We start from the raw sequence: 24435 nt of genomic DNA on the forward strand, positions 1-24435 counted from the left end.
CGCTATAGTATCAAACTCGAAGGGAGAATAGGGCAATAATATGCGACCATCTGCGCAGGCGATAATCACTTCACCAATTGGCAAAATTGCTGTGATGAATAATGAGCAAGCATTAACCCATATTGATGTGCATGCAGACAGTGTACCTTATGTGGTGATAGGAGCGAATAATCTGACAGCTGAGATAGTTGGCCAGCTAACTGCATATTTTGCTAAAAAGACCAATCAGTTTGATTTACCTATGCAAATTTCAGGTACTGTGTTTCAAGAAAAAGTTTGGCAAGCGTTAAAAAACATTCCGTTTGGAGCCTGTTTAACTTATGGTGAGTTAGCCAAAGAGGTGAATACCAGCGCTCGGGCTATTGGTGGGGCATGTCGTAATAATCCTATTCCTATTGTAATTCCTTGCCACAGAATTGTTGCCGCTAACGGCATAGGTGGTTATTCTGGTCAGTGGCGTTTAGGCCATAAAGTTGATGTAAAGCGTTGGTTGTTAAAGCATGAGCAAAGCGAAAAAGCCTGAGCAAGCTGAATTAGATTTAATTGAGCGATTTATTCATTTTTTATTATTTGAAAAAGGCTTAAGTGAAAATACTCGCCAAGCTTACCAGTCTGATTTAATTCAATTTGCCAGTTACTGCGCTAATGCGCCATGTGATTTTTATGCTGTCACGCAAGAACTGGTGCAAGCTTATCTTGTGTATTTAACTGAAAATGGCGTCAAACAGCGTAGCGCTGCACGCAAATTTAGTAGTATCAAAAAATTTTATAAATACCTGATTGGTGAAAAATTAATTGAGCGCGATCCGTGCCAGTTTGTTAAGCCCCCCAAATTATCTATCTATTTACCTAAAACCATTACTGAACAAGACGTCAATGCACTATTAGATGCGCCGAGCGAAGAAGATACCATTGAGTTACGCGACAAAGCCATGCTCGAATTATTGTATGCAACAGGCCTGCGGGTAACCGAGCTAGTGGGTTTAACCTTTCAACAAGTAAATGTTGAGCTTGGAGTGGTGCGGGTAATAGGTAAAGGCAATAAAGAACGTTTAGTGCCGATGGGCGAGTTGGCGCAAGATTTAATTACCAAGTATTTAGCTTACTCGCGTCCCGAACTGAATAAACAACAAAGTGAAGTATTGTTTTTAAGTAACCGCAGTGTGCAAATGACTCGGCAAACCTTTTGGCATCGTATTAAACATTATTGTTTACGTGTGGGTATTAGCACAGAAATTTCGCCGCATACTTTACGCCATGCTTTTGCTACCCATTTAGTTAATCATGGGGCTGACTTGCGCGTTGTGCAGTCGCTATTAGGCCATAGTGATTTATCCACCACTCAAATTTATACCCATGTGGCTAAATTACGATTGCAGCAGTTACATCAAGCCCACCATCCAAGATCTGGTTGACCCCAATTGAAAAAAATCTATTACAACAATTGATTTTTCCGGTTTGAGACCAATGTCTATTTATACCATTATTATCTCAACCTAAACGCGGGATAAGATTTAATTAAGTAAATTGGAGAACTTATTATGAGCATTGATATTGGTATTAACGAACAAGATAGAGTTGCAGTTGCTGAAGGACTAAAAAGATTATTAGCCGACTCTTATACCTTATACCTACAAACACACAATTTTCATTGGAATGTAACAGGCGCACAATTTCGTGAACTACATTTAATGTTTGAAGAGCATTACACTGAACTAGCTGTCGCGGTAGATGATATCGCTGAACGTATTCGTACTTTAGGTGTATATGCGCCAGGCACATATAAAGCATTTGCACAGTTAAGTTCGATTGAAGAAGTAGACGATATTCCAGCTGGCAGCGCTATGGTTGAGATATTAACCAAAAGCCATGAGCAAGTTGTGAAAACAGCACGTCAGGTATTAAAAACTGCGCAAGACGCTAATGATGAGTCAAGTGCGGCATTGGTGTCTGATAGAATGCGAATTCACGAAAAAACCGCGTGGATGTTACGAGCAATGAACGCTTAATCGCTTGTTTATTTAATAGTAGGGCAAGTGACCTAGGTTTGGTTACTTGCCTAATTTGCATCAGGAGTGAGTTTAGCTATTTTGTTTGTGTTTACGCATTTCCAAGCGTTTTTGCCAGTTAGACTTAACATTAGAGCGCCACAATACGTTCATAGTTAAATAGCCGATAACTGAAAATGTGACTGCACAAATAGCACTTCCGGTCATTAATGCAGGTCCTATAGTCGACATACTTTCAACTAAAAAATTCCAACTTAATTCAAAATTAAAGTCTTGGCTTTCTTGGCCCAAAACAAATGTACCAAGTAGGTAGCAACCGAAAAATATCGGTGGTATGGTGAAAGGGTTGGTTATCCAAACTAAACCTACTGCCAGCGGTAAATTTACTCTAAATAAAATTGCTCCAGCTGCGGATAACCACATTTGAAATGGAACTGGAATAAAAGCATTAAATAAGCCAACAGCAAATGCACCTGCAACAGACTTTCGATTCAGGTGCCAAAGGTTTGCATCGTGCAACAGAGTACCAAAAATCTTCAGTGATTTTTGATTCTTAATTGTATGGTGATCTGGCAGATACCTTTGGATAAATTTCTTTGGCATAAATTGTTATAGTCCACTTATATTAGGGTTAACACATGGAAGCGTGCCTGCTAAGTTTTATTGTTGGGAATATTCTAGCCAACAACTTGCCGATTCTATTCAACGTAAATGAATTATTAGTGACAATGCTACTAATTGGTTGTGCAATTATACTGCGTTACTACAAAATTGCATCTGTGCTAATTGGCTTGTGTTCAGTATCAGCATTTATGCAGTGGCAAAGTTTATCGCCAATTGTTGCGAATAATCAAGCCCAAAGCCTAGTGATTCAGGCACAAATTGACCAATTATCTGTACAAAGCTTAGCTGGCGGCAAAAGCCAACAAAAAGTTAATGTGACTGTAAATTGTATCTATCAGACTGAAATTTGTTCTCAAGCATTTTGGCTGCCAACAAGCAAATTACGTTTGAGTTACTATCGCGCTGAACCGTTACTGCAATTAGATCAGTTGGTTAAACTTAAAGTTAAAATTAAACCTGCGACAAGTTTTAATAATCAGGCTGGTTTTGATTTTAAAAAATGGCTGTTTGGACAAAATATTTTTGCTACAGGTTATATACAGCAGGTTGAAGTTTTATCTGACCAGCCATCACTCAAACACATATGGCACAGCCAGTTGCAAAAGCTGTTTGTAGATTTTCAATTTGGCGATTTGATGTTGGCTTTGACAACTGGCGACAGGTCTTGGATTGAACAAAACTGGGACGTTTTGAAAAATACCGGCACGGCACATTTGTTGGCAATTTCTGGGCTGCACATAGGACTGGTTTTTCTCTGGTGCTATTGGTTAGTGTTGTTGATTTTATTGCCCATGCGTACCTCACATTATTTTGCTTATCAAACATTAGCCAAAGTGACCGCCTTGATGATGATTTGGTTGTTCGTATATTTTTGTCAGCAATCTATTCCAATAATTCGCGCTGCAATATTTATCAGTGTTTGGGTGAGCCTCAGTTTGTTCAGGCTAAATTGGTCTAGCCATCAACGTTTTGTTGTTGCTTTGTTTGTTGTATTACTGCTGCTACCCTTAAGCCCGCTGAGCATTTCGTTTTGGTTAAGTTTTATCGCCGTGGCTTGCGTATTGTTAGTTTGGCGCTGTATGCAACTATTTTCGCTAGACCAACACAATCTTTGTTTACGCATTATTTATCTGCAAACTGGGATTAGTCTTTTACTGTTACCCACCCAAGTGGTGTTTTTTCAATTAATTCCCACTGGTAGTTTATTGGCTAACTTAATCGCGATTCCTTGGGTCTCTTTTATTATTTTGCCGCTATTAATGTTGGCATTGATGTGCCTTTTGGTAATTCCGGCTTTATCTTTGCCGTTGGTGTGGCTTGCCGACAAAAATTTAACTTGGTTGTTTGAAACTTTAGCTTGGTTTGAAGGCCATTTTGTTGCGTTAAACGCAAGCCAACTATCGCTGATTTTTGTTGTATTAATCCCAGCCGGATTTTTGTTTGTGTATTTATTAAGATATATGGCATTTGTTAGACGAAAGCTCATGTTGGCTGGGCTGGCGCTTATTCCGCTAGCAATTGCTGTAAGTTTTCAACTACAGCAGCATAACAAAGGCTGGCGTTTACATATGTTGGATGTTGGTCAAGGTTTGGCCATATTGTTAGAGGACGGAACATCCGCTGTGTTATACGACACTGGTGATAGGTTTAATTCGGGCTTCAATTTGTTCGAAGCTGTTGTGCAGCCGGTTATAATCGCTCGTGGTTTATCGCTTGAGCAGGTCATAGTAAGCCATGCCGACAAAGACCATGCAGGTGGTTTAGAAGCAATTGGCAGAATATGGCCAAATGCACACATATATCAGGGCAAAGTCGGCTGTGAGCAAGTCAACCAACAAACTTGGTTAAATTTAACTTGGTTTAGTTGGCAAAATGTTTTGGCCGATAATAAAAACAATGCGTCTTGTGTCGTTTGTATCTCAGATCTGCAACATAAAGTGTGTTTAACCGGTGATATTGAACAGCAAACTGAATCTTGGTTATTAACACAAAGTCAGTTCAGCCAATTGTTACCCTTGGATGTGCTGTTAATTGCCCATCATGGTAGTCGAACTTCAAGCACGGAAAACTTCATTCAAGCGAGCAAAGCCGAATATGCCTTGATTAGTCGCGGTGCCTTTAACCGTTTTAACCATCCACACCCACAAGTTATTGAGGTTTTACAGCGAAATTCTAAAGTTGTTATTGATTCGGCTGTGGATGGCCAAAGCATATTTTATTTTAATCCAGAAGCTGAAATTGAGGTTAAAAGCGAGTTAGCTGGGATTTGCTTACCTTGGTATAAACAATCAATTAAGCAGGCCTCTGGCAAATTAAGCGCATTTAGGGATGATCTTTTGTAATGCTGCGATTAGAATAGCCGCACTTGACTATCTAAATGATTGAATATGCATTCTGTTTCTCCCACACAATCAAAAGCTTTGTTTAGGCGCTTATTAACTTATACAACTCAATACCGTACCGGATTAACTTTTGCCATTATCGGCATGTTGTTGTATGCAGGCATAGATGCTTTTTTCTTTTCGCAAATTCAAACTTTTATCGATGAAGGTTTAACCCAGAAAAACTACGATTTGTTATTTACTATGGGCTTGGCCATTCCAATTGTTTTTATTGCTCGTGGGATTGCTAATTTCCTCGCAACTTATAGCTTGAGCTGGGTTGGCACTAATGTTGTTTGTGCTTTACGCCAAGAGGTGTTCAATCATTTAATGAAAGTACCAGTGAGTTTTCACGATCAAACCTCAACAGGTGACCTCATCGCAAAAATAACTTTTGATATTGAACAAATTCAAAATGCTTCAAGCAAAGCTTTAATGACCTTAGTCCGTGAAGGTGCATTTGTATTAGGTTTGTTGGTGGTAATGTTTTATTTGAGCTGGCAACTGTCATTAGTGTTTATGTTAATCGGGCCAGTTGTTGGTGTGATTGTGAGTTATGTCAGCAAAAGATTTCGCACTGTCAGCCGCCGCATTCAAAAAGCAATGGGTAATGTCACTACCTCTTCTGAACAAATGTTAAACGGCCATAAAGTTGTGGTTATGAGCGGCGCGCAACAATTAGAAGCCGACAAGTTTTCCAATATTAATAATCAAACCCGTCAGCAGCAAATGAAGTTGGTCAGCACTAAAGCCATTAGTGTTTCTGTGATACAAGTAATTGCATCTTTAGCTTTGGCATCTGTGTTATTAATTGCCAGTGATCCTGAATTTTTAAGCACCTTAACCACAGGTACTTTTACCACAGTATTAACTTGTATGATGACCTTGTTACGACCGCTTAAATTATTAACGACAGTCAATGCTGATTTTCAACGGGGTATCGCTGCATGTGGCAGTGTGTTTGCTTTGTTAGATGAAGCAGTTGAAAAAGATGAAGGCAAAACCGAACTCAAACGTGTTAATGGCCATATTCAACTTAAAGATGTTAATTTTACTTATGCTGGCAAAAATGAACCTGCATTGAATAATATCAACTTAGATATAGCCGCTGGCTCAACCGTTGCGTTAGTTGGTAAGTCGGGCAGTGGTAAATCGACTATTACCAGCTTATTAACGCGCTTTTATGATTTTGAACAAGGGCAAGTATTGATTGATGGTCAATCAATCAAAGATGTCACGCTGGCATCTTTGCGTGCACAGTTTGCTTTGGTGTCGCAGCACGTTATTTTATTTAACGATACCATCGCCAACAATATTGCATATGGTATTGAAGGGGATGTCACCCGAGCACAAATTGAAGCCGCAGCAGAAGCAGCCTATGTAACAGATTTTGTTAAAGATTTACCCGAAGGGTTAGACACACATATTGGCGAAAATGGTATGAGTTTATCTGGTGGGCAAAGACAAAGAATTACTATCGCAAGAGCAATCCTGCGCAACGCCCCCATATTAATTTTAGATGAAGCAACTTCTGCGTTAGACACCGAATCTGAACGCAGAATTCAACAAGCAATTGATGAGTTGAGTGTTAATAAAACTGTGATTGTGGTTGCGCATAGATTATCCACCATTGAAAAAGCCGACAATATTGTAGTGCTCAATCAAGGACAAATTGTTGAGCAGGGCACGCACACAACTTTATTAGAGCAGCAAGGTATTTATCGCCAGATTTATGATTTGCAATTTGCTGGTGGCGCGTGAATTGGATTGAACGCGGCTGGTATAAACAGCACAAAGGCACCTACTTACTTTTGCCATTAACGCTGATTTTTTGGCTCTTGTCTGCGCTGCGCCGATGTTTATTTAAGTTAGGGATAAAGAAGTCTTACCGCAGCAGCAAACCTGTTATCGTAGTTGGCAATATTACCGTGGGTGGCACAGGTAAAACGCCATTTGTAATTTGGTTAGTTGAATATTTACAGCAACAAGGTTTAAAACCAGCGGTTATTTCGCGTGGCTATGGTGGGCAAATAAAGCAGGGTGCTCATTTAATAACAGTAGAAGATAGTGCTGAATTAGTTGGGGATGAAACATGTTTAATTGCCGATCGCACTGGTGTGCCTGTGGTGGTAGGGGCAAATCGAGCTGATTGTTGCAAATTGCTTGAACAACAGGCTGATGTCGACATTATCATTTCAGACGATGGATTGCAGCATTATGCACTGCAGCGGGATATTGAAATAATTTTGCTTGATGGCAATAGGCTGTTAGGTAATGGGTTATTGTTACCTGCCGGGCCTTTGCGGGAAGGTGCTTGGCGGCTTAACAGTAGTGCTTTGGTGATTACCAATGGCCAAGTATCTAATCCCTTCACCACAGATTATTTTGTGGTTGAGCCTCAAGGATTAAAAGCGGTTAATCCAAAATATAATAATAAAGTTTTTTCTATTGATACCGCTTATCATGCGGTATGTGCAATTGGTAATCCACAGCGGTTTTATGACTCTCTTGCGCAAGAAAATATACAAATACTTGAATATCATCATTTTCTCGACCATCATAAATTTAACGCAGCTGATTTTGATTTTTTAAATGAGCAGCCGGTGATAATGACTGAAAAAGACGCGGTTAAATGCCAAAATTTTGCGAAAGACAATTGGTGTTATTTACCAATAGGCATTCAACCCAACCAAAACTTCGTTGAAGAATTAACAGCTAAACTTAAACAAACTCGGAAAAACTATGGCATTTGATACAAAATTGCTCGATATCCTTGCTTGTCCAATTTGTAAAAGTGGCTTGCATTACAAAAAGGATTTAACTGAATTATGGTGCAAAGCTGACAGATTGGCCTATCCTATACGTAATGATATCCCTGTGTTGATGGAGCCCGAAGCTCGCGCACTAACATTGGATGAGGTTCAATCATGAGTTATACCATAGTCATTCCTGCTCGATACGCTTCTACGCGTTTTCCTGGTAAACCTTTAGTCGACATGGCGGGTAAAACCATGTTGCAACGCGTTTATAAACAATGCAAAAAAACCAAAGCCAATAAAATTGTGATTGCGACCGATGACGAGCGTATATTCGCCGCCGCACAAAGTTTTGGCGCTGAAGTGGTCATGACAAGTAATAACCATGATTCTGGTACCGCACGTATTGGTGAGGTGATTCAGCTACTGGGTTTAAAAGAAACAGACGTGATAGTTAACGTGCAAGGTGATGAGCCTTTCATTCCACCAGCAATTGTTGACCAAGTCGCCAATAACATGGCTTTGTACACAGAAGCCGATATGGCAACTTTGGCTGTACCAATTGAAGACAAAGAAGAATTGTTTAACCCAAATGCGGTTAAAGTGGTGATGGATAAAAATGGTTATGCGCTGTATTTTAGCCGTGCAGCCATACCTTACGATCGAGATCGTTTTGCAAAAGCTGATACCAGCGATGATATTGCACGCCATTATTACCGCCATATTGGCATTTATGCCTACAGAGCTGAGTTTGTTCGCCAGTACTTAAACTGGGAAGCAAGCCCGCTAGAAGAGCTTGAGTCGTTAGAGCAATTGCGTGTGTTATGGCATGGTGAAAAAATTCATGTTGGTGTTGCTACTGAAACGCCACCTGCAGGTATAGATACGCCTGAAGATCTTGAGCGTGCGCTCGAATACATTAAAAATAAGAAAAAACAAAAAGAGAAAGAAAAGGCTTAAACCATGGATAAATCCAAACAAGATCAAATTGAAGCGGCAACTTTCCGTCGTTTATTATCCCACTTAGACAATAATAAAGATGTGCAAAATATCGACCTGATGATTTTGGCCAATTTCTGCCGTAACTGTTTAGCTAAATGGTATAGTGCTGAAGCGGAAAAGCTCGGTGAATCAGTTGATTATGAAGCTGCGCGTGAAGTTGTTTATGGTATGCCTTATTCTGAATGGAAAGACAAACATCAACTACCAGCAACGCCAGAACAAATGGCGGCTTTCGAAGCAAAACAAGCTGCTAAAAAATAAGTAAAATTTACGACTAAGTTTAAATAAAAAAGCCACTTTAACTAAATTGTTAAAGTGGCTTTTTTGTTAGAGGGAAACTGTTTATTTCAGTTTAGCAAAATTACTTGTCCAATAGTGTGGCTATTTGCGCACTTGCCATAATGAAAGGACCTGTCCCTTTTGGATCGTCAGCTAAGACTGGCTCATCCATATAGTAGTTATAGCTACCATCACGACCAAAACCTAAACCAGCAACAAAACACATATTGGTTAAACTCACGCTTCCGTCTGGATGTGGTTCAACAAATACATCTAACATGCCTTGATACGCTTTGATTGCGTTTGCTTTGTATTTTTTCGGTAAATAACCTTTGTTAACTGCTTTAGCTAAGAAATAGGTGTACATAGCTGTTGCTGATGATTCTTTATAGTTACCAATTTCATTTGGTTTGTTTGGTATTTGATACCAAGTACCAGATTCTTCATCTTGGAATTTAACTAAATCAGCGGCAAACTCTTCGATTATGTGTAATAACTTTTTACGGTTTTCTTTATCATCGGCTGGTAAAAAGTCTAAAACATCTACGCTTGCCATAGCTAACCAGCCCATACCACGCGCCCAAAACTCTTGTGATAAGCCTGTTTCAGGATTTGCCCAATATATTGATTTAGACTCGTCCCAGCCATGGAAATACAAACCTGTGTTTGGATCACGTAAGTATTCGCGGCTTACTTCAAATTCATGGATAACTTCATCAAATGATGCACCATCTTCAAATAAAGCTGAGTATTGCGCTAAGAAAGGCATACCCATGTAAACACCATCTAACCATAATTGATGTGGGTAGATTTTTTTATGCCAGAAGGCACCATTTGAAGTTTTTGGGTGATCTTTTAATTGATCACGCAAATGGTCTGCTGCGATACGATATTTTTCTTCACCGGTTTGTTCATACAAGCGCAAAATCATTTTACCAGAGTTGATTTTATCGATATTAAAATCAGACTTTTTGTAGGTAATGATTTTGCCATCTTCAGCGATAAATGAACCAACAATAGTTTGTGCAGCTTGGCGATATCTAGGATCTAAAGTCGCTTGGTACAAGTCGTCAAACGACATAGCTAACAAACCTGTTGTATAGGTATATTTAGAAGGGCGGTGACGCATTTTGTCATAACCACCGTTTACATAGTCATACGCTTTACGACGCAACTCTGAATCGGCTAAGCGCTTGGCAACGTCTAATGCTTTTGCACTGGTTAGTGGCATAGCATTTTCTTTTGCTGCTAGCGCTGTAGTTTTATTTACACGTATGGTGCGAGTTAAACGCTCACTGGTTTGTTTTAAGTAAGTTTCAAAATCAGCAAGTGAGGTAACACCGTTCGGCTCTTTATCCCAAGCTGCTGCAAAATAATAACTTAAATCTTTGCTGTTACTTTTGCTAACAATTACATAATTGTTTTTGTCTTGGGTGATTTCTTTGATGTTCATTTTTTTAATGAACAATGCCATGCCTAAGTTGTCATTATTTAAACTTTGTTGGCCATAAGAAGCAAAATAAACCCATGCAGTACCTTGAATGTCAGTTTCACCTTGGATCCATTGTGTACCTTTATGTTTAACTAAACCAATCGCTAGATCATCAACTTTCTCTGTGGTCGATAAATCAACTTTAACTAGACGGCTACCAGCTGTCATAGCCATTTTGGCAGTTAAGTCAACTTTTTGATCCTTTACTTGCCAGCCTTTGTAATTGATTTGAATAGATGAATAAATTGGACCATTATCGACAATTTGTGCTTGCCAGTTATCAACTTTAGATACGCGTTCAACTTCGCTACCATTCCAATAACCGTAGCCACCCATACCTAGAGATTTACCTACTTTAAGTATGTCCATGCCCCAATCTTGCATTTCATGGTAGCTTTGGTAACCGTCTAAACCAACTTTGTGCAGTGATATTTCATCTTTAGTTTTACCAAAAATATCAAAGCCGTTGCGCCAGTCTAAATAAATACGGTAGCCAACTTGATCTGACTCAATGCCAATACCTTCATAACGAATATATTCGCCATGATCTGTGTATTGTTCAGGCACAACTAATTTAGTCACGTTTTTAAATTCGCCACCAATATATTTAGAGCCTTTCCATTCGCCGCCTACTTTATGGGCTAAATCGCCTTGCGTACGTTTTACAAAATTAGCCGGTTGACTGGCTTTTTTGATGACAAGCTCATGACTTTGGCCGATGGCAAATTGGTTTAAGATAGCTAGATGATCAATTTCGCCATTTTGGTCCATGTCAATTGCTTGACTTGGCACCAACTGATTATTTTCATTGTAAACAGCTAAATTTTTCGCCAATGGCACTCTGGAGTCGATGCCAAGAGCAGGGAAGCTAAAATAGGTAATCTCATCGTTTCGTGCGAATTTTGATGGATTTCTCAATGTCATTTTAGCGACATAATCTAAATTATCTGTTGCAGTGGTGGTCGCGTTTGATGCTGAACTCTGCGTATTACCACAACTCACTAGGCCAGTGGACATTGCAGTTACTGCAGATAACAACCACATGTTACGAAATTTATTTCCCATGGTTTCACCTAAATGTTAATCAAATTGATCTTTTGTTAGAGTTTATGAAGCTAATTAAAGCTTCTCAAGTAAATACGATACTTGGTTGCATATACTATAGTGCTAATTTACAATAAATGCTACCGGTGGCATTTATTTTATTTTAACATTGTGTTATCTATTTAAAAAAGATAACATCAAAAATGATGCTTCTAGTTTACAAAATACGGTTAGCATAAAGAAAATAACCAATTAGTGACCTAATATTAGTAATTAAAACAGTTTAGTGTGTCTTTGGTATTTATGCTACCGGTGGTAATAATTGATTGGAGAGTGTGCAAATGAGCAACAGTGATATTTCAGCGTTTGATTTAACTGGCAAAACTGCGCTAGTAACCGGCGCAAGTAGGGGCTTAGGCCAAGCCATAGCTATTTCTTTGGCAAAAGCGGGTGCAAAAGTTGTGTGTAGCGCATCAAGTGTGAATGGCTGTGAGCAAACCGTAGAAAAAATTCGTCAGTTAGGTGGAGAGGCTATTTCTGTTGCTGCTGATTTAAATGATGCTGATTCAGTTACAGCAATGGCAGAACCAGCAATTGCTTGGCAAGGCCAAGTGGATGTATTGGTAAACAATGGCGGTACGATAGCGCGTTACCCAGCAGATGAATTTCCACAAGACGAATGGTTAAAAGTTATTAACGTTAACTTAAATTCAGCATTTTTGTTAAGCCAAAAAATCGGTAAACAAATGATTGAACGCAAACAAGGCAAAATTATTAATATCGCTTCAATGCTTTCGTATACGGGTGGTATTACAGTACCAGCTTACACAGCAAGTAAACACGGTATTGCTGGTGTAACTAAAGCTTTGGCCAACGAGTGGGCACAACACAATGTGCAAGTAAATGCGATTGCGCCAGGTTATTTCAGAACGGATAACACTCAAGCTTTGCAAGATAACGCTGAGCGAAATGCTGAAATTCAAAAGCGTATTCCTGCAGGTCAGTGGGGTGAGCCAGAACAACTAGGTGGTGCTGCGGTCTTTTTGGCATCGAGCGCGAGTGATTATGTAAACGGTCATATTTTGGCTGTTGATGGCGGCTGGTTAGCCCGCTAATTAAGCTTGGAGATAAATATGACTACTGAATATACAAATCGTTATGCCATTGGCAGAGAAGAAGTAAAAACTTTTACAGCAGATAAACTAAGAGAATCTTTTTTAATCGATAACATAATGGCAGAAGACAAAATTGTTTTTGTTTATACCCATTACGACCGTTATATGGTTGGTTCTGCCGTACCTAAATCTCAAGCATTAAAATTAGAAACAATAGATGCGTTGAAAGCTGAGCACTTTTTAGATCGCCGTGAAGTTGGTGTGATCAACGTAGGCGGTACTGGACAAATTACTGTTGATGGCAATGTCTATAAGCTAGAAAACAAAGAGGCTTTATACATAGGTAAAGGTGCAAAAGACGTTGTGTTTGAAAGTGATAGTTCAGATACACCTGCTTTGTTTTACATCAACTCAGCACCAGCCCATCAAGCTTTCCCAAACAAAAAAGTAGGGATGGAAGATGCGAATATTTTGCATATGGGTAGCAAAGAAACCTGTAACGAGCGCAAAATCCATCAGTTATTAATCAACGGTATAGTTGAAACCTGCCAATTACAAATGGGTGTTACTTGTCTACAAGTAGGTAGTGTTTGGAACACTATGCCAGCTCATCAACACGACAGACGAATGGAAGCTTATTTCTACTTCGACTTACCTGCAGATCAAGCTGTTTGTCACTTTATGGGTGAGCCGAAAGAAACTCGCCATATTTGGGTTCACAATCATCAAGCGGTTGTTTCACCACCTTGGTCAATTCACTCTGGTGCCGGTACTTCAAACTACGCATTTGTTTGGGGCATGGCGGGCGAAAACCTAGCATACGATGACATGGACAAATACGGTCCGTCTGAACTGCGATAGAGGTGCAATATGCGTTATTTTTCAATAATTAAATCAGCCTTGTTGCTCAGCTTGTTGTTTTTAACAACCAGCTGTAAACAGCAAGATGATGTAGTCGTGCTGCGTATGGGTCATACATTAGATATGGAACACAGTGTGCACAAAGCTATGGTGCACATGGCGGACAAATTGCGTGAATATTCTAATGGCACTATGGAAATTAAAATTTATCCAAACGCCCAATTAGGTACAGAGCGGGAAATGGTTGAGCTTCTACAAATTGGTAGCTTGGCTATGACCAAAGTATCGGCTGCTGCGATAGAAGGTTTTGTGCCGGATATGAAAGTTTACAGTGTGCCTTATTTATTCCAAAGTCGTGAACACAGATGGAATGTATTACAAGGTCCTGTTGGGCAACAATTGTTAGATTCAACCCGTAAAGCACGTTTTGTAGGTTTGGGTTATTACGATTCAGGTAGCCGTAGTTTTTACATGACCAAAACCAAAGTTGAGCAACCAAAAGACTTATCTGGCCAGAAAATACGTGTAATGGAAAGCCAAATGGCGGTTAAGATGATTGACGCATTTGGTGGTGCTGCAACACCTATTTCATTTGGTGAACTGTATGCAGCTTTACAACAAGGTGTTGTTGATGGCGCAGAAAACAATCCGCCGTCTTTTTACTTGTCACGTCACTATGAAATTTGTAAGTACTATGTGCTAAATGAACATACATCTATACCTGATGTAATTTTAGGTAGTGCGCATATTTACGATGGCTTAAACGAAGAACAGCAAGGCTGGCTGAAACAAGCGATTGAAGATTCAATTGAACTGCAAAAACAACTCTGGTTAGCGGGTGAGCTAGAAGCGTTAGCTGAAGTCGAAAAAGCAGGCGTTCAAGTTATTTACCCAGACAAAACACCTTTCTTACAGGCTGTGAAACCTTTTCATAAGAGCTTTGATGGCACATTAATTGGTGACTACTTAGCTGATATTTCAAAGCTTGCAGAAACGCAATCAAATCTTGATAGCACAAGTTCTATTCAACAAGCGAAGGTACAACCATGAAAGCAATATTGGATGGTATTGAAAAAGTTTTAGTATATTTGCTGACAGCATTGGTTGCCTTGATTGTTGCGGGTGTTTGTTGGCAAGTGATCTCTCGTTATATTTTACAAGCGCCTAGTTCTGTAACTGAGGAATTAGCGCGATTTTTATTAATCTGGATAGGTTTGTTTGGTGCGGCTTACGCATATAAACAGGACTCTCATCTAGGGTTAGATATTTTAACCAACCGAATGCAAGGTTGCCGTAAATTCATCGCAACTCTGTTTGCACATTTATGTGTGTTGACTTTCTCGGTTGTTGTTATGTGTATCGGTGGTGTTGCCTTGGTTAAGTTAACCCTAGATCCGGCACAAACCTCAGCCGCTTTAGAGGTTCAGATGGGTTACATATATGCTGCTGTGCCTTTATCAGGTTTATTAATCAGCCTATTTGCAATAGAAAAAATTATCAATTGCAAACAAACTCAAGTTTGTGAGCAAGGGGAATAATGATGGAATTTTCAGGTTTATTGTTACTCGCAGTATTCTTCTTTTTGTTAGCGCTGAATGTACCAATTTCATTCAGTATTGGTTTAGCTACCTTAGTGACTATGCTTTACAGCATAGATTTTATTCCCGCCGCAACAACAATTGCACAGCGTTTAGCTGGTGGTATTAATAGTTTTGCTTTATTGGCAATTCCTTTCTTCGTATTGTCCGGACTCATTATGGGGCAGGGCGGTATTGCTCGGCGGCTAATTGAATGTGCTATGGCATTAATTGGTATGCTACCGGGTGGCTTAGCTTTAGTTAACGTAATGTCTTGTACTTTATTTGGTGCGATTTCAGGCTCAGCGGTTGCAGCAACCAGTGCAATTGGTAGTTTTATGATCCCACAAATGGAAAAGAAGGGTTATGATAAAAACTTTGCAGCTGCATTAACTGGTGCTGCAGCAACTACTGGTATGTTGATTCCGCCAAGTAATATCTTAATTATTTACGCGATCGCCAGTGGCGGTGTTTCAATTGCTGCATTATTCGTAGCTGGTTATTTACCAGGTATTATGGTTGCTTTAGCCTTAATGTTGGTTTGTGCGGGTTACGCAAAAATTAAAGGTTATCCAACAGAAGACCGTTTGCCACTGAAAATTGTAGCGGAAAAAGTTTTAGCGGCTGTTCCAAGTTTATTACTTATCTTTATCGTTATCGGCGGTATTATTGCTGGTGTGTTTACCGCAACTGAAGCGGGTGCAATCGCGGTAATTTACTCTTTGATTTTGAGTGTGTTCTTCTATCGTGAAGTTGCGATGAAACAACTTCCGGGTATTTTACTTAAATCAGCTGAAACCACAGCTATTGTAATGTTGTTAATCGGTGCATCTTCTGCGATGTCGTGGATTTTATCTTATGAAAATATTCCACAAACCATAAGTGAATTTTTGCTGCAGTTGAGTAATAATCCATTCTTGATCCTATTAATCATCAACTTAACGCTAATTGTGGTTGGTGCATTTATGGATATGACACCAGCGGTACTGATTTTTACTCCAATATTTTTACCAGTTGCAACTGAGCTAGGTATGTCGCCGTTGCACTTCGGTATTATGATTGTGCTTAACTTATCTATTGGTTTATGTTCACCGCCGGTTGGCTCGGTTCTCTTTGTTAGTTGTGCCGTGGCTAAAACGTCCATTGAGAAAATAATTAGGCCACTTATGCCTTTGTATATCGCTATGTTTATCGTATTGATGTTAGTGACTTACATTCCAGGTATCAGCGAGTGGTTACCTAAATTCTTCGGTTTACTTTAATCTATACTGCTCTACATAAATAAACGCTTGGTTTTGGATTCATTTGTTCAACCAAGCGTTTTTTAATTCTGAAATTTATTACAAATCCAATTTGAGTTAATTTAACTTTTTGTCTATAAATATTTAACTATAAGTTGACCAATTGCCACCGGTGGCATATAGTGTCTATATAGTTTGAATTAAATGCAACGCATCAATTATTCTTGAATTTGTTCAAGTAACTAATAAAAACTGGGGTGAATATGACGGACTTTAGTAAACGTAAAACATTAAAAGCTATGGGCATAGCTTCAGCGGGCGCTATGACTTTTGCTGGTTCTAGTCTGACTGGTTGTAGCCAAGTCGCCGATATGGTTCCTGTTAGTGGTTCGGAGCAAGCAGATAAGTGGACTCGCGAAGTTAAGCGTATTAAAGGCAAAATTAATTTGCCAGTTATTCCAAATCAAGACTTTGTAATTACTGATTTTGGCGCAAAAGCAGATGCTAATTTTGTCAATACAGCGGCAATCGCTAAAACCATTGAAGCTGCCAGTAAAGCTGGTGGTGGTCGTGTTGTTGTACCTGCAGGTACTTTTAGAACTGGTCCAGTGCACTTAGAGTCAAACATCAATTTACATGTTAGCAAAGGTGCAACCCTTGCTTTTATCCCTGAACCTGAATTGTACAAACCATATGTGTTTACCCGTTGGGAAGGTACAGAGCTAATAGGTTATTCTCCTTTAATCTATGCGTTCAAAAAGAAAAATGTCGCGATTACCGGTGAAGGTATCTTAGAAGGTGGTGGTAGCAACGACACTTGGTGGCCTTGGAAAGGTAAATGGAAAAAGTCTGATTGGGAAATCAGTGACGTAGAAAATCAAAAACACACGCGTGATGCGGTACAAAAAATGGCAGAAGATAATGTGCCAGTTGAACAGCGTGTCTTTGAAAATAACTACTTACGTCCACCTTTCATTCAACCGTATTTGTGTGAAAACGTATTAATCGAAGGTGTTACTGTTCGTAATTCTCCATTCTGGTTATTGAACCCTGTGTTATGTACCAGTGTGACTATACGTAAAGTACATTGTGACAGCTATGGGCCTAACTCTGATGGTTGTGATCCTGAATCTTGTAACTATGTGTTAATTGAAGATTGTATCTTCGACACAGGTGATGACTGTATCGCAATCAAATCAGGTCGTAATGCTGATGGTCGTCGTGTTGCTATGCCATGTCAAAATATCGTTATTGAAAACTGTCAGATGAAAGCGGGTCATGGCGGTGTGGTAATTGGTAGCGAAATTTCTGGTGGTGTACGTAATTTATATGCACAAAACTGCCAAATGAGCAGTCCAGATCTTGCGCGTGGTATTCGTATTAAAACCAATTCAATCCGTGGTGGTTTGTTAGAAAACTTAAACTATCGCAATATTGAAATAGGCCATGTTAAAGACGCGGTTGTGGTTAACTTCTACTATGAAGAAGGTGACGCTGGTAACTTTATTCCAGTACTAAAAGATATTCATATTGATAACCTAAAAGTTGAAAAAGCAAAACGCGCGTTTGTTGTTAGAGGTTATCCACATACACCAATTTCTGGCATTAGTTTAACTAACATTGATATCAAAGAAGTGACTAATGACAGTGTAATTGAAAATGTTAAAGGTTTAATCCAGTCAAATATTATGGTGAATGGCAAACCATTTACTATTTAATTGGCTTACTCGTTTTTGTCGTTCCATGTGTGTGTTGTACAGTGTGCCTAGCTGCGCAAGCGGCTAGCGCACTGCTTTTTTGACCTAGTTTATACAATTTGATGGGAGTTGCCTGGTGCAGTTAATAAACAAAGTAAACTTAAATGTATTGTTCCCAAAGGTTTTAATTGGCTGTGTATTTCTGTTGTTAACACAGGTACTACACGCACAGGAAACACAACAGACCCAAGTATTTATTATCGGTGATTCAACCGCCAGCTTTTACAAAGCAAATAAATATCCTCGTACAGGCTGGGGGATGCGTTTGCAGCAACATTTAGCTGATTCTGTAACTGTGCATAATTTGGCCGTTTCAGGCCGAAGCTCTCGAAGTTTTATTAACGAAGGTTACATTTATCCTATTTGGGAACAAATAAATGCAGGTGATTATTTATTAATTCAATTTGGTCATAATGATCAGAAAAAAAATAATGACCGCAATACCTTACCTTTTTCAAGCTACCAATTTTATTTAAGCTATTACATTAATAAAGCACGAGAATTGGGTGCAACACCTATCTTATTAACTTCTATTAGCCGCTATAAATATGATGAGAATAATCAAGCTGTCGATACACATAAAGATTATCCAGTCGCTATGCGTCAGTTGGCTACAGAACTTGAAGTACCTTTGATAGATTTAACTGTGAAAACAACTGAGTTATTGAATAAACTCGGACCGGTAAAGGCAAAAGAATTATTCTTGTTTTATCAGCCAGGTGAATACCCTTCGTATCCGAAAGGCGTTTCCGATGGTACGCATTTATCTGAGTGGGGCGCTGATCAAGTTGTCGGTTTATTTGTAGATGATCTTAAGCAATTAGCTCCGGAGTTGTTCTAATGAAAATGCCTTTGTTAACAAGCGTTATTGCTTGTGCTTGTATTGTTCTTACCGCGTGTAGCAATAAGATTACAGCTAGCCAAGTGAATAATAATGAATTAACCGAGTTATATGTTGTGAGCAACGAGTCTGAAAAGAATAAACTGGTTGATGATGGGAAATACGCTTTTACTGAAATCCAGCAGGCCGTCAACTTTGCGCCAACCCATGGTGCAACTATTTATATTGAACCTGGTGTGTATCAACAAAGGGTTGAAATCAATAAACAAAATATTAGTTTAATTGGTAGAGATCGTGACAACACAGTTATTGAATATGGTTTGTACGCTGGATTTATTGATCCAGAAAAAGGTAAAAAAATTGGCACGTTTGGCACAGCGACCTTTCGTGTGACCGAGGCAAACTTCACAGCGAAAAACATTACCATAGCCAATAGTTTTGATTATCCAGCTAATGAAAAATTGGATAAAACAGACTCTAGTAAAGTAAATGGTGAACAAGCAGTTGCACTGCAAATATCAGGTAACGCAGACAAAAGTTTATTTATTAATGTGTCTTTATTAGGTTATCAAGATACGCTATATGCCGACAGCGGCCGTAGCGCATTTATTGACTCGAAAATAAGTGGTCATGTCGATTTTATATTCGGTGCAGGTACAGTATGGTTTGAAAACAGCGAAATTCAAAGCCGTCGTCGCTATAAAGATGTAAAATACACTGGTTATATCACAGCGCCGAGTACCAGAATTCAAACACCTTATGGTTTTATTTTTTACAACTGTAAATTGACCAGTGAAGAGGGGGTTACTGATGGGTCTGTGCCGCTTGGTCGGCCTTGGCATCCAACGACGACCTTTTCTGATGGACGATATGCTAACCCGTATGCAGTGGGTAATGCTGTATTTATGCGAACTTCAATGGGCGCTCATATTGCAACTGAAGGGTGGAGCTCAATGGGTGGTACAGCTAAAGACGGTGGTAAAAAAACACAATTTCCCCCAGAAACAGCCCGTTTTTTTGAATACCAAAATACAGGTACAGGTGCAGAGTATGACAGAGAAATCACACCTGAAATTAGACGTCAGTTAACTGATTTCGAATTTGAACAATTTTATAGTAAATCAGCTGTTTTGAGTGGCTGGTTGGATTAATTTATCAAGAAATGCCACCGGTGGTATTTCTTGTAACAGATATGCAATTTTTATAGAGAGATGTGTTTATGAGATTAAATGAACAGAACCTTGCCGCTAAACTTGATTCATTACCTGCTAATGTTCAAGTTGCTCGCTATTCACGTAGTGCAACTAAGATTGGCATTGTGCACTTAGGTTTAGGCGCGTTCCATCGTTCACATCAAGCATTATTCACTGAGCGCGCGATGAACGAGTGTGGTGGTGATTGGGCCATCTGCGCTGTATCAATGCGAAATGAAACGCTGCAACAGCAACTTTCAGGACAAGATAATTTGTTCACTGTTGTTATGAATGATAAAGATACTGATTACCAAATTGTTAGCGCAGTTAAAGAGGTGTTGGTTGCTAAAAATCAACTTGACCAAGTGTTAGCGCGTTTGACTTCTGCTGACACTAAGCTGGTATCTTTAACTGTAACTGAAAAAGGTTATTGCTTAAATTCAGCTGGTGATTTAGATACCGAATTAGATGCTATAAAAGCTGATTTAGCCAATCCGTCAGCTCCTACCACTGTAGTTGGCATGTTGGCTTATGGTTTGGCACAGCGTCACGCCGCTGGTACTAAACCGTTTCACGTAGTTGCTTGTGATAACTTACCTGGCAATGGTGAAAAACTTAAAACTGCAGTGGTGCAATTTGCCAAAGCGGCTAATGCAGAGTTAGCAGAGTGGATTGAGCAAAATGTTCAGTTCCCAAATACTATGGTGGACTGTATTACTCCGCACACTGAAGATAAAACTGTGCAATTGGTTAAAGATGACCTGGGATTAGAAGATTTAGCGCCGGTTAACCGTGAAGCTTTCCATCAGTGGGTTATTGAAGATACTTTACCTGCTGAGCGCCCAGCGTGGGAAAAAGTTGGAGTTATCTTTACCAATGATGTAGAAGCATTTGAGAATACTAAGTTAAGAATTTTGAATGGCTTGCATTCTATTCTTGCCTATATGGGACCTTTGTTAGGTTACAAGAGTGTTTTTGAAGCCGTTTCTGACAGCCGCTTAAAAGCGTTTTTACAGTCAATCGCAGCACAAGAAGTTATTCCAACTATTGAAGCGCCAGTTGGGCTTGATCTGCATGAATATGCAGCGCAAATTGTGCGTCGTTTTGAAAATCCAAAAATTTGTCACTTGTTAGAACAAATAGCTTGTGACGGCACAATTAAAATTCCTGTTCGTACATTACAACCAATATTAGATAACCTCAAAGCCGGTCGTAGCAACAATAATAAGTTGTACTACGTGGTTGCCGCTTGGTTATTGTTCTTGGTCAATAAAGTTGAAACCGAGCAAACCATTAACGATCCAAAAGCGGCACAATTACACCAAATTATTTCAAATTTTACTGGAGATATTGCTCAAGACGTTAAAACGTTTATGACAGCGGAAGGTTTGTTGCCAGAAGCTGTACGTAGTAACTCTGAAGTTATCAACAAAGTCACGGAAGCTTACAAAGTAATTTTGCAGCACAGAACTGATATCCGAGCTGCATTGCCAATGTAAAGGAATAGCTATGAAGCGAGTTTTATGTTTTGGTGAAGCAATGATCGAAATGGCGCCCGAATTATCAGGGCGCTACAAATTAGGGGTTGCAGGAGATACATTAAACATGGCTGTTTATTTAAAACGTTTGGCTGGTTTGGCCGACGTTAATTGCCAAGTTGATTACGTATCTGCAGTTGGTCAAGATCAAGCTAGCCAAAAGATTATAGATTTTTGTTGGGATGAATTACTCGGTATAGAGCATTTGTATCGTTTGTCAGGTTACAGCTGTGGGTTATATATGATCTCAACGGATGAATTTGGTGAGCGTAGCTTTAGTTACTGGCGTAGTAACTCAGCCGCTAGGCAAATTATGCAGCCACTGGCGATGCAACATAGTTTAAATAACTTGCTTCAATCAGATATATTTTTCTTTTCAGGCATTAGCTTAGCGGTAATTACTGAACAAAGTCGCGACAATTTCTTTGAGCTGTTACATAAACTTAAAGAAAGTGGTGTGACTGTTGTTTTTGATCCTAACTATCGTCCAGTGTTATGGCACAACAAACAAGAAGCTAAAGAGGCTTTTATTCGAGCGTTTAAATGTTCTGATATCGTATTGCCGGGAATGGACGATTTACGTGAAGTATTTGCCTGTTACACCAGTAAAGATGTTTTGGCGTTATTTGAGCAGTTTGCTTGTCGTGAAGTCATTATCAAAAATGGCAGCCAAAGTGTTGTGGCTAAATGTGGTCAAGAACTAACAGAGTTTACCATTACTCCGGTTGAAACTGTTGTAGACACAACTTCGGCTGGAGATTCGTTTAATGGCGCTTACATTATGGCGAGAATTCGTGGGGATTCAGTCATTGAAGCAATAGACTTTGCCGCACAGGTTGCAGCTGAAGTGATTCAGCATAAAGGTGCCATTATACCCAATCAGGCATTGAAAAGTTTTTATTTAAACACTCAGTCTGTCAATAGTTAGCTTGTTGCAAATAATACAATATAGGGATGATGTAAACCCTATATTGTCTCTCTTTAGTCGCCTTCGTTTTATACTTTGTGGGTAATTCTTTCTTGTTTTAGTTCAATACGCGCCTTGCGTTTATTCACAGTATCTATTAATAAAAGCAGCATGGGTACTGCGATGAGGACTACATGCGAGGTGATCGCCAGCCAAGCTATATCTAACAACACACTAATAGCCTGTAAGATTACACTGACTACTATACTCAGGGTAAGGCTTTTAGTCGTCAACCGCTTATTCGACTTACCGGAAAGAATAACCTTTAAGCCCATTTGGCAATGGGGGCATAAAATTCTCTGCCGTATGTTATTTCTGTCTAGGTCGTAGGTTTTTGTTTCATTTATTTGTTGTTGGCAACTAGGACACTGCAACTGCATAACAACATCACCTCGCGATAACAAATGGTTGAGTAATACCAGAACTGCGAAATATACAAATTGTTATATATCATAGTTTTATCAAATGTTAAAATTATTTTAACCAGAACTCTGGATGAGAAATTAGCTAATACCTTGTCATTTAATAAAGTTTATTCATAACTCATCTGGGGGAGGTAGTTATTCTTAGAGCAAGGTGAATTGGCATATGTAATAGCAGGCTATTACTAGTGAATTCAATGCAGCTATCAGGATAAATAGCTCCTAGAAAGCAAGCTGTTATCTAGAGTTAAGGCGAGTTTAAGCTTGGTTGTGTATGGTTGACATTGTGCTGGATATGGCCGTAACAGGGTAGTTTAGAAATAACTACCCGGTTTAAATAAGAGTTGTTGTTCAGCCTGCATTGATAAACTGAATTGAAATTTTCTCTTCGTCTGCTATCTGATCGTCTTCTGCATATAATTCAGTATCAATTTGGGGGGGCTCAATACTTGGCTTGTCAAAGGCTATATCACCTTCTTCGTTTTCGAGTTGGCTGGTTGAGCGCAAACCTTTAAAGTCGTATAAAGTTGGATCTGCTAAATGTGAACGGCTGACATTTTGCACTGCATTAAACATAGTTTCCAAACGGCCTGGATGTTGTTTATCCCAACCTTGCAGCATTTCTTTAATGACTTTACGTTGAAGGTTTTCTTGTGATCCACATAAGTTACATGGAATGATTGGAAACTCTTTAATACTCGAATATTTAGCTATATCTTTTTCACGACAATAAGCTAGCGGGCGAATAACAATGTGGTCTTTGTTATCACTGATAAGTTTAGGAGGCATGCCTTTTAATTTACCGCCATAGAACATGTTTAAAAATAGCGTTTCTAAAATGTCGTCTCTATGATGACCCAAGGCAATTTTTGTCACTCCTAACTCTTTCGCCGTCCGGTATAAAATACCTCGACGCAGTCTTGAGCAAAGTGAACAGGTCGTTTTACCTTCTGGCACTTTGTCTTTAACTATGCTGTAAGTGTCTTCTTCAATAATCTTATATTCAACGTCAATTGAGTCTAAGTATTTAGGTAAAACATCTTCTGGGAAACCAGGTTGTTTTTGATCTAAGTTAACAGCAATAATCTCGAAGTTAATCGGCGCTCTTTGACGTAAAAACATCAAAATATCTAACATAGTGTAGCTGTCTTTTCCGCCGGATAGACACACCATAACTTTGTCACCATCTTCAATCATGTTGAAGTCTTCAATGGCTTTACCAACACATCTACGTATTCTTTTTTGTAGTTTGTTGAAGTTATACTGGTTTTTTGCGGTTAAAGTTTGCATGTTGCGCCTCACTAAATTAGAGGCGCGGATTATAGCAAAATTCAGG

23 protein-coding genes are annotated in these 24435 nt (G+C 39.2%); 19 read left to right on the forward strand and 4 right to left on the reverse strand.

What is annotated here, in order from left to right:
• Positions 1 to 40 precede the first annotated feature (40 nt).
• From WSC_RS0105295 to WSC_RS0105305, 3 genes are all read left to right on the forward strand, one after another.
• Entirely contained in the window at positions 41 to 523 is a 483-nt protein-coding gene (locus tag WSC_RS0105295) for a methylated-DNA--[protein]-cysteine S-methyltransferase (protein ID WP_016954873.1), read from the forward strand.
• Positions 501 to 1415: a site-specific tyrosine recombinase XerD gene (gene xerD, locus WSC_RS0105300; protein ID WP_016954874.1), complete on the forward strand. Its 915-nt coding sequence runs from the start codon at positions 501 to 503 to the stop codon at positions 1413 to 1415. Before WSC_RS0105295 ends, xerD begins: the two co-directional genes overlap by 23 nt.
• Positions 1416 to 1538: 123 nt before the next feature.
• Positions 1539 to 2009: a Dps family protein gene (locus WSC_RS0105305; RefSeq protein ID WP_026016683.1), complete on the forward strand. Its 471-nt coding sequence runs from the start codon at positions 1539 to 1541 to the stop codon at positions 2007 to 2009.
• A gap of 72 nt (positions 2010 to 2081) precedes the next feature.
• On the opposite strand, the gene WSC_RS0105310 is transcribed toward WSC_RS0105305, so the two are convergent.
• Positions 2082 to 2612, reverse strand: a complete 531-nt coding sequence (locus WSC_RS0105310; RefSeq protein WP_026016684.1) for a DUF2062 domain-containing protein — start codon at positions 2610 to 2612, stop codon at positions 2082 to 2084.
• Between the two features lie 35 nt (positions 2613 to 2647).
• Between WSC_RS0105310 and WSC_RS0105315 the strand changes: the two genes are divergently transcribed.
• Genes WSC_RS0105315 through WSC_RS0105340 form a run of 6 tightly spaced genes read left to right on the forward strand, consistent with a single transcriptional unit; the run spans position 2648 to position 9033 of the window.
• Positions 2648 to 4975 (forward strand): DNA internalization-related competence protein ComEC/Rec2, encoded by a 2328-nt coding sequence (locus WSC_RS0105315; protein ID WP_016954877.1) that lies wholly within the window; start codon positions 2648 to 2650, stop codon positions 4973 to 4975.
• Between the two features lie 45 nt (positions 4976 to 5020).
• Positions 5021 to 6775, forward strand: coding sequence for a lipid A export permease/ATP-binding protein MsbA (gene msbA, locus WSC_RS0105320; protein ID WP_016954878.1), 1755 nt, complete (start codon positions 5021 to 5023; stop codon positions 6773 to 6775).
• Positions 6772 to 7767 (forward strand): tetraacyldisaccharide 4'-kinase, encoded by a 996-nt coding sequence (gene lpxK, locus WSC_RS0105325; protein ID WP_016954879.1) that lies wholly within the window; start codon positions 6772 to 6774, stop codon positions 7765 to 7767. Before msbA ends, lpxK begins: the two co-directional genes overlap by 4 nt.
• Positions 7757 to 7945: a Trm112 family protein gene (locus tag WSC_RS0105330; protein WP_016954880.1), complete on the forward strand. Its 189-nt coding sequence runs from the start codon at positions 7757 to 7759 to the stop codon at positions 7943 to 7945. The genes lpxK and WSC_RS0105330 overlap by 11 nt, the downstream gene beginning before the upstream one ends.
• Positions 7942 to 8730 (forward strand): 3-deoxy-manno-octulosonate cytidylyltransferase, encoded by a 789-nt coding sequence (gene kdsB / locus WSC_RS0105335; RefSeq protein WP_016954881.1) that lies wholly within the window; start codon positions 7942 to 7944, stop codon positions 8728 to 8730. Before WSC_RS0105330 ends, kdsB begins: the two co-directional genes overlap by 4 nt.
• Positions 8731 to 8733: 3 nt before the next feature.
• Positions 8734 to 9033, forward strand: a complete 300-nt coding sequence (locus tag WSC_RS0105340; protein WP_016954882.1) for a DUF1244 domain-containing protein — start codon at positions 8734 to 8736, stop codon at positions 9031 to 9033.
• Positions 9034 to 9133: 100 nt separating this feature from the next.
• Here the strand turns inward: WSC_RS0105340 and WSC_RS0105345 are convergent, their stop codons facing one another.
• Positions 9134 to 11608: a glycoside hydrolase family 88 protein gene (locus tag WSC_RS0105345; RefSeq protein WP_016954883.1), complete on the reverse strand. Its 2475-nt coding sequence runs from the start codon at positions 11606 to 11608 to the stop codon at positions 9134 to 9136.
• A 320-nt stretch (positions 11609 to 11928) separates the two neighbouring features.
• On the opposite strand from WSC_RS0105345, the gene kduD reads away from it, so the two are divergent.
• The 10 genes from kduD (at position 11929) to WSC_RS21910 (ending at position 22638) form a co-directional block, all read left to right on the forward strand.
• On the forward strand, positions 11929 to 12702 hold the full coding sequence (kduD, locus tag WSC_RS0105350) for a 2-dehydro-3-deoxy-D-gluconate 5-dehydrogenase KduD (protein WP_016954884.1): 774 nt from the start codon (positions 11929 to 11931) through the stop codon (positions 12700 to 12702).
• A gap of 18 nt (positions 12703 to 12720) precedes the next feature.
• Positions 12721 to 13563, forward strand: a complete 843-nt coding sequence (gene kduI / locus WSC_RS0105355; RefSeq protein ID WP_016954885.1) for a 5-dehydro-4-deoxy-D-glucuronate isomerase — start codon at positions 12721 to 12723, stop codon at positions 13561 to 13563.
• A gap of 9 nt (positions 13564 to 13572) precedes the next feature.
• Entirely contained in the window at positions 13573 to 14613 is a 1041-nt protein-coding gene (locus WSC_RS0105360) for a TRAP transporter substrate-binding protein (protein ID WP_016954886.1), read from the forward strand.
• A complete protein-coding gene (locus WSC_RS0105365; protein ID WP_016954887.1) occupies positions 14610 to 15101 on the forward strand; it encodes a TRAP transporter small permease in 492 nt (163 codons plus the stop codon). The genes WSC_RS0105360 and WSC_RS0105365 overlap by 4 nt, the downstream gene beginning before the upstream one ends.
• 2 nt (positions 15102 to 15103) lie before the next feature.
• Positions 15104 to 16402: a TRAP transporter large permease gene (locus WSC_RS0105370; RefSeq protein WP_026016685.1), complete on the forward strand. Its 1299-nt coding sequence runs from the start codon at positions 15104 to 15106 to the stop codon at positions 16400 to 16402.
• 242 nt (positions 16403 to 16644) lie between these two features.
• Positions 16645 to 18099 carry a glycoside hydrolase family 28 protein gene (locus WSC_RS0105375; protein WP_016954889.1) on the forward strand — a complete coding sequence of 485 codons (1455 nt, stop codon included), beginning with the start codon at positions 16645 to 16647 and terminating at the stop codon, positions 18097 to 18099.
• Positions 18100 to 18214: 115 nt separating this feature from the next.
• On the forward strand, positions 18215 to 18979 hold the full coding sequence (locus tag WSC_RS0105380) for a rhamnogalacturonan acetylesterase (protein ID WP_016954890.1): 765 nt from the start codon (positions 18215 to 18217) through the stop codon (positions 18977 to 18979).
• An 83-nt stretch (positions 18980 to 19062) separates the two neighbouring features.
• Positions 19063 to 20130 carry a pectinesterase family protein gene (locus WSC_RS0105385; protein WP_237716288.1) on the forward strand — a complete coding sequence of 356 codons (1068 nt, stop codon included), beginning with the start codon at positions 19063 to 19065 and terminating at the stop codon, positions 20128 to 20130.
• A 68-nt stretch (positions 20131 to 20198) separates the two neighbouring features.
• Complete coding sequence (locus WSC_RS0105390; RefSeq protein WP_016954892.1) at positions 20199 to 21671, forward strand: mannitol dehydrogenase family protein; 1473 nt, start codon at positions 20199 to 20201, stop codon at positions 21669 to 21671.
• A 10-nt stretch (positions 21672 to 21681) separates the two neighbouring features.
• Positions 21682 to 22638, forward strand: a complete 957-nt coding sequence (locus WSC_RS21910) for a sugar kinase (RefSeq protein ID WP_016954893.1) — start codon at positions 21682 to 21684, stop codon at positions 22636 to 22638.
• A gap of 68 nt (positions 22639 to 22706) precedes the next feature.
• Here WSC_RS21910 and WSC_RS0105400 read toward each other — a convergent pair whose 3' ends face one another.
• Together WSC_RS0105400 and ttcA are read right to left on the reverse strand one after the other, a co-directional pair.
• Positions 22707 to 23057, reverse strand: coding sequence for a hypothetical protein (locus tag WSC_RS0105400; protein ID WP_016954894.1), 351 nt, complete (start codon positions 23055 to 23057; stop codon positions 22707 to 22709).
• Between the two features lie 393 nt (positions 23058 to 23450).
• Positions 23451 to 24389 carry a tRNA 2-thiocytidine(32) synthetase TtcA gene (gene ttcA / locus WSC_RS0105405; RefSeq protein WP_016954895.1) on the reverse strand — a complete coding sequence of 313 codons (939 nt, stop codon included), beginning with the start codon at positions 24387 to 24389 and terminating at the stop codon, positions 23451 to 23453.
• Positions 24390 to 24435: the final 46 nt, after the last annotated feature.

Origin of the sequence: Catenovulum agarivorans YM01, assembly GCF_000281085.1 — a bacterium.
In the GTDB taxonomy this organism is placed as follows: domain Bacteria; phylum Pseudomonadota; class Gammaproteobacteria; order Enterobacterales; family Alteromonadaceae; genus Catenovulum; species Catenovulum agarivorans.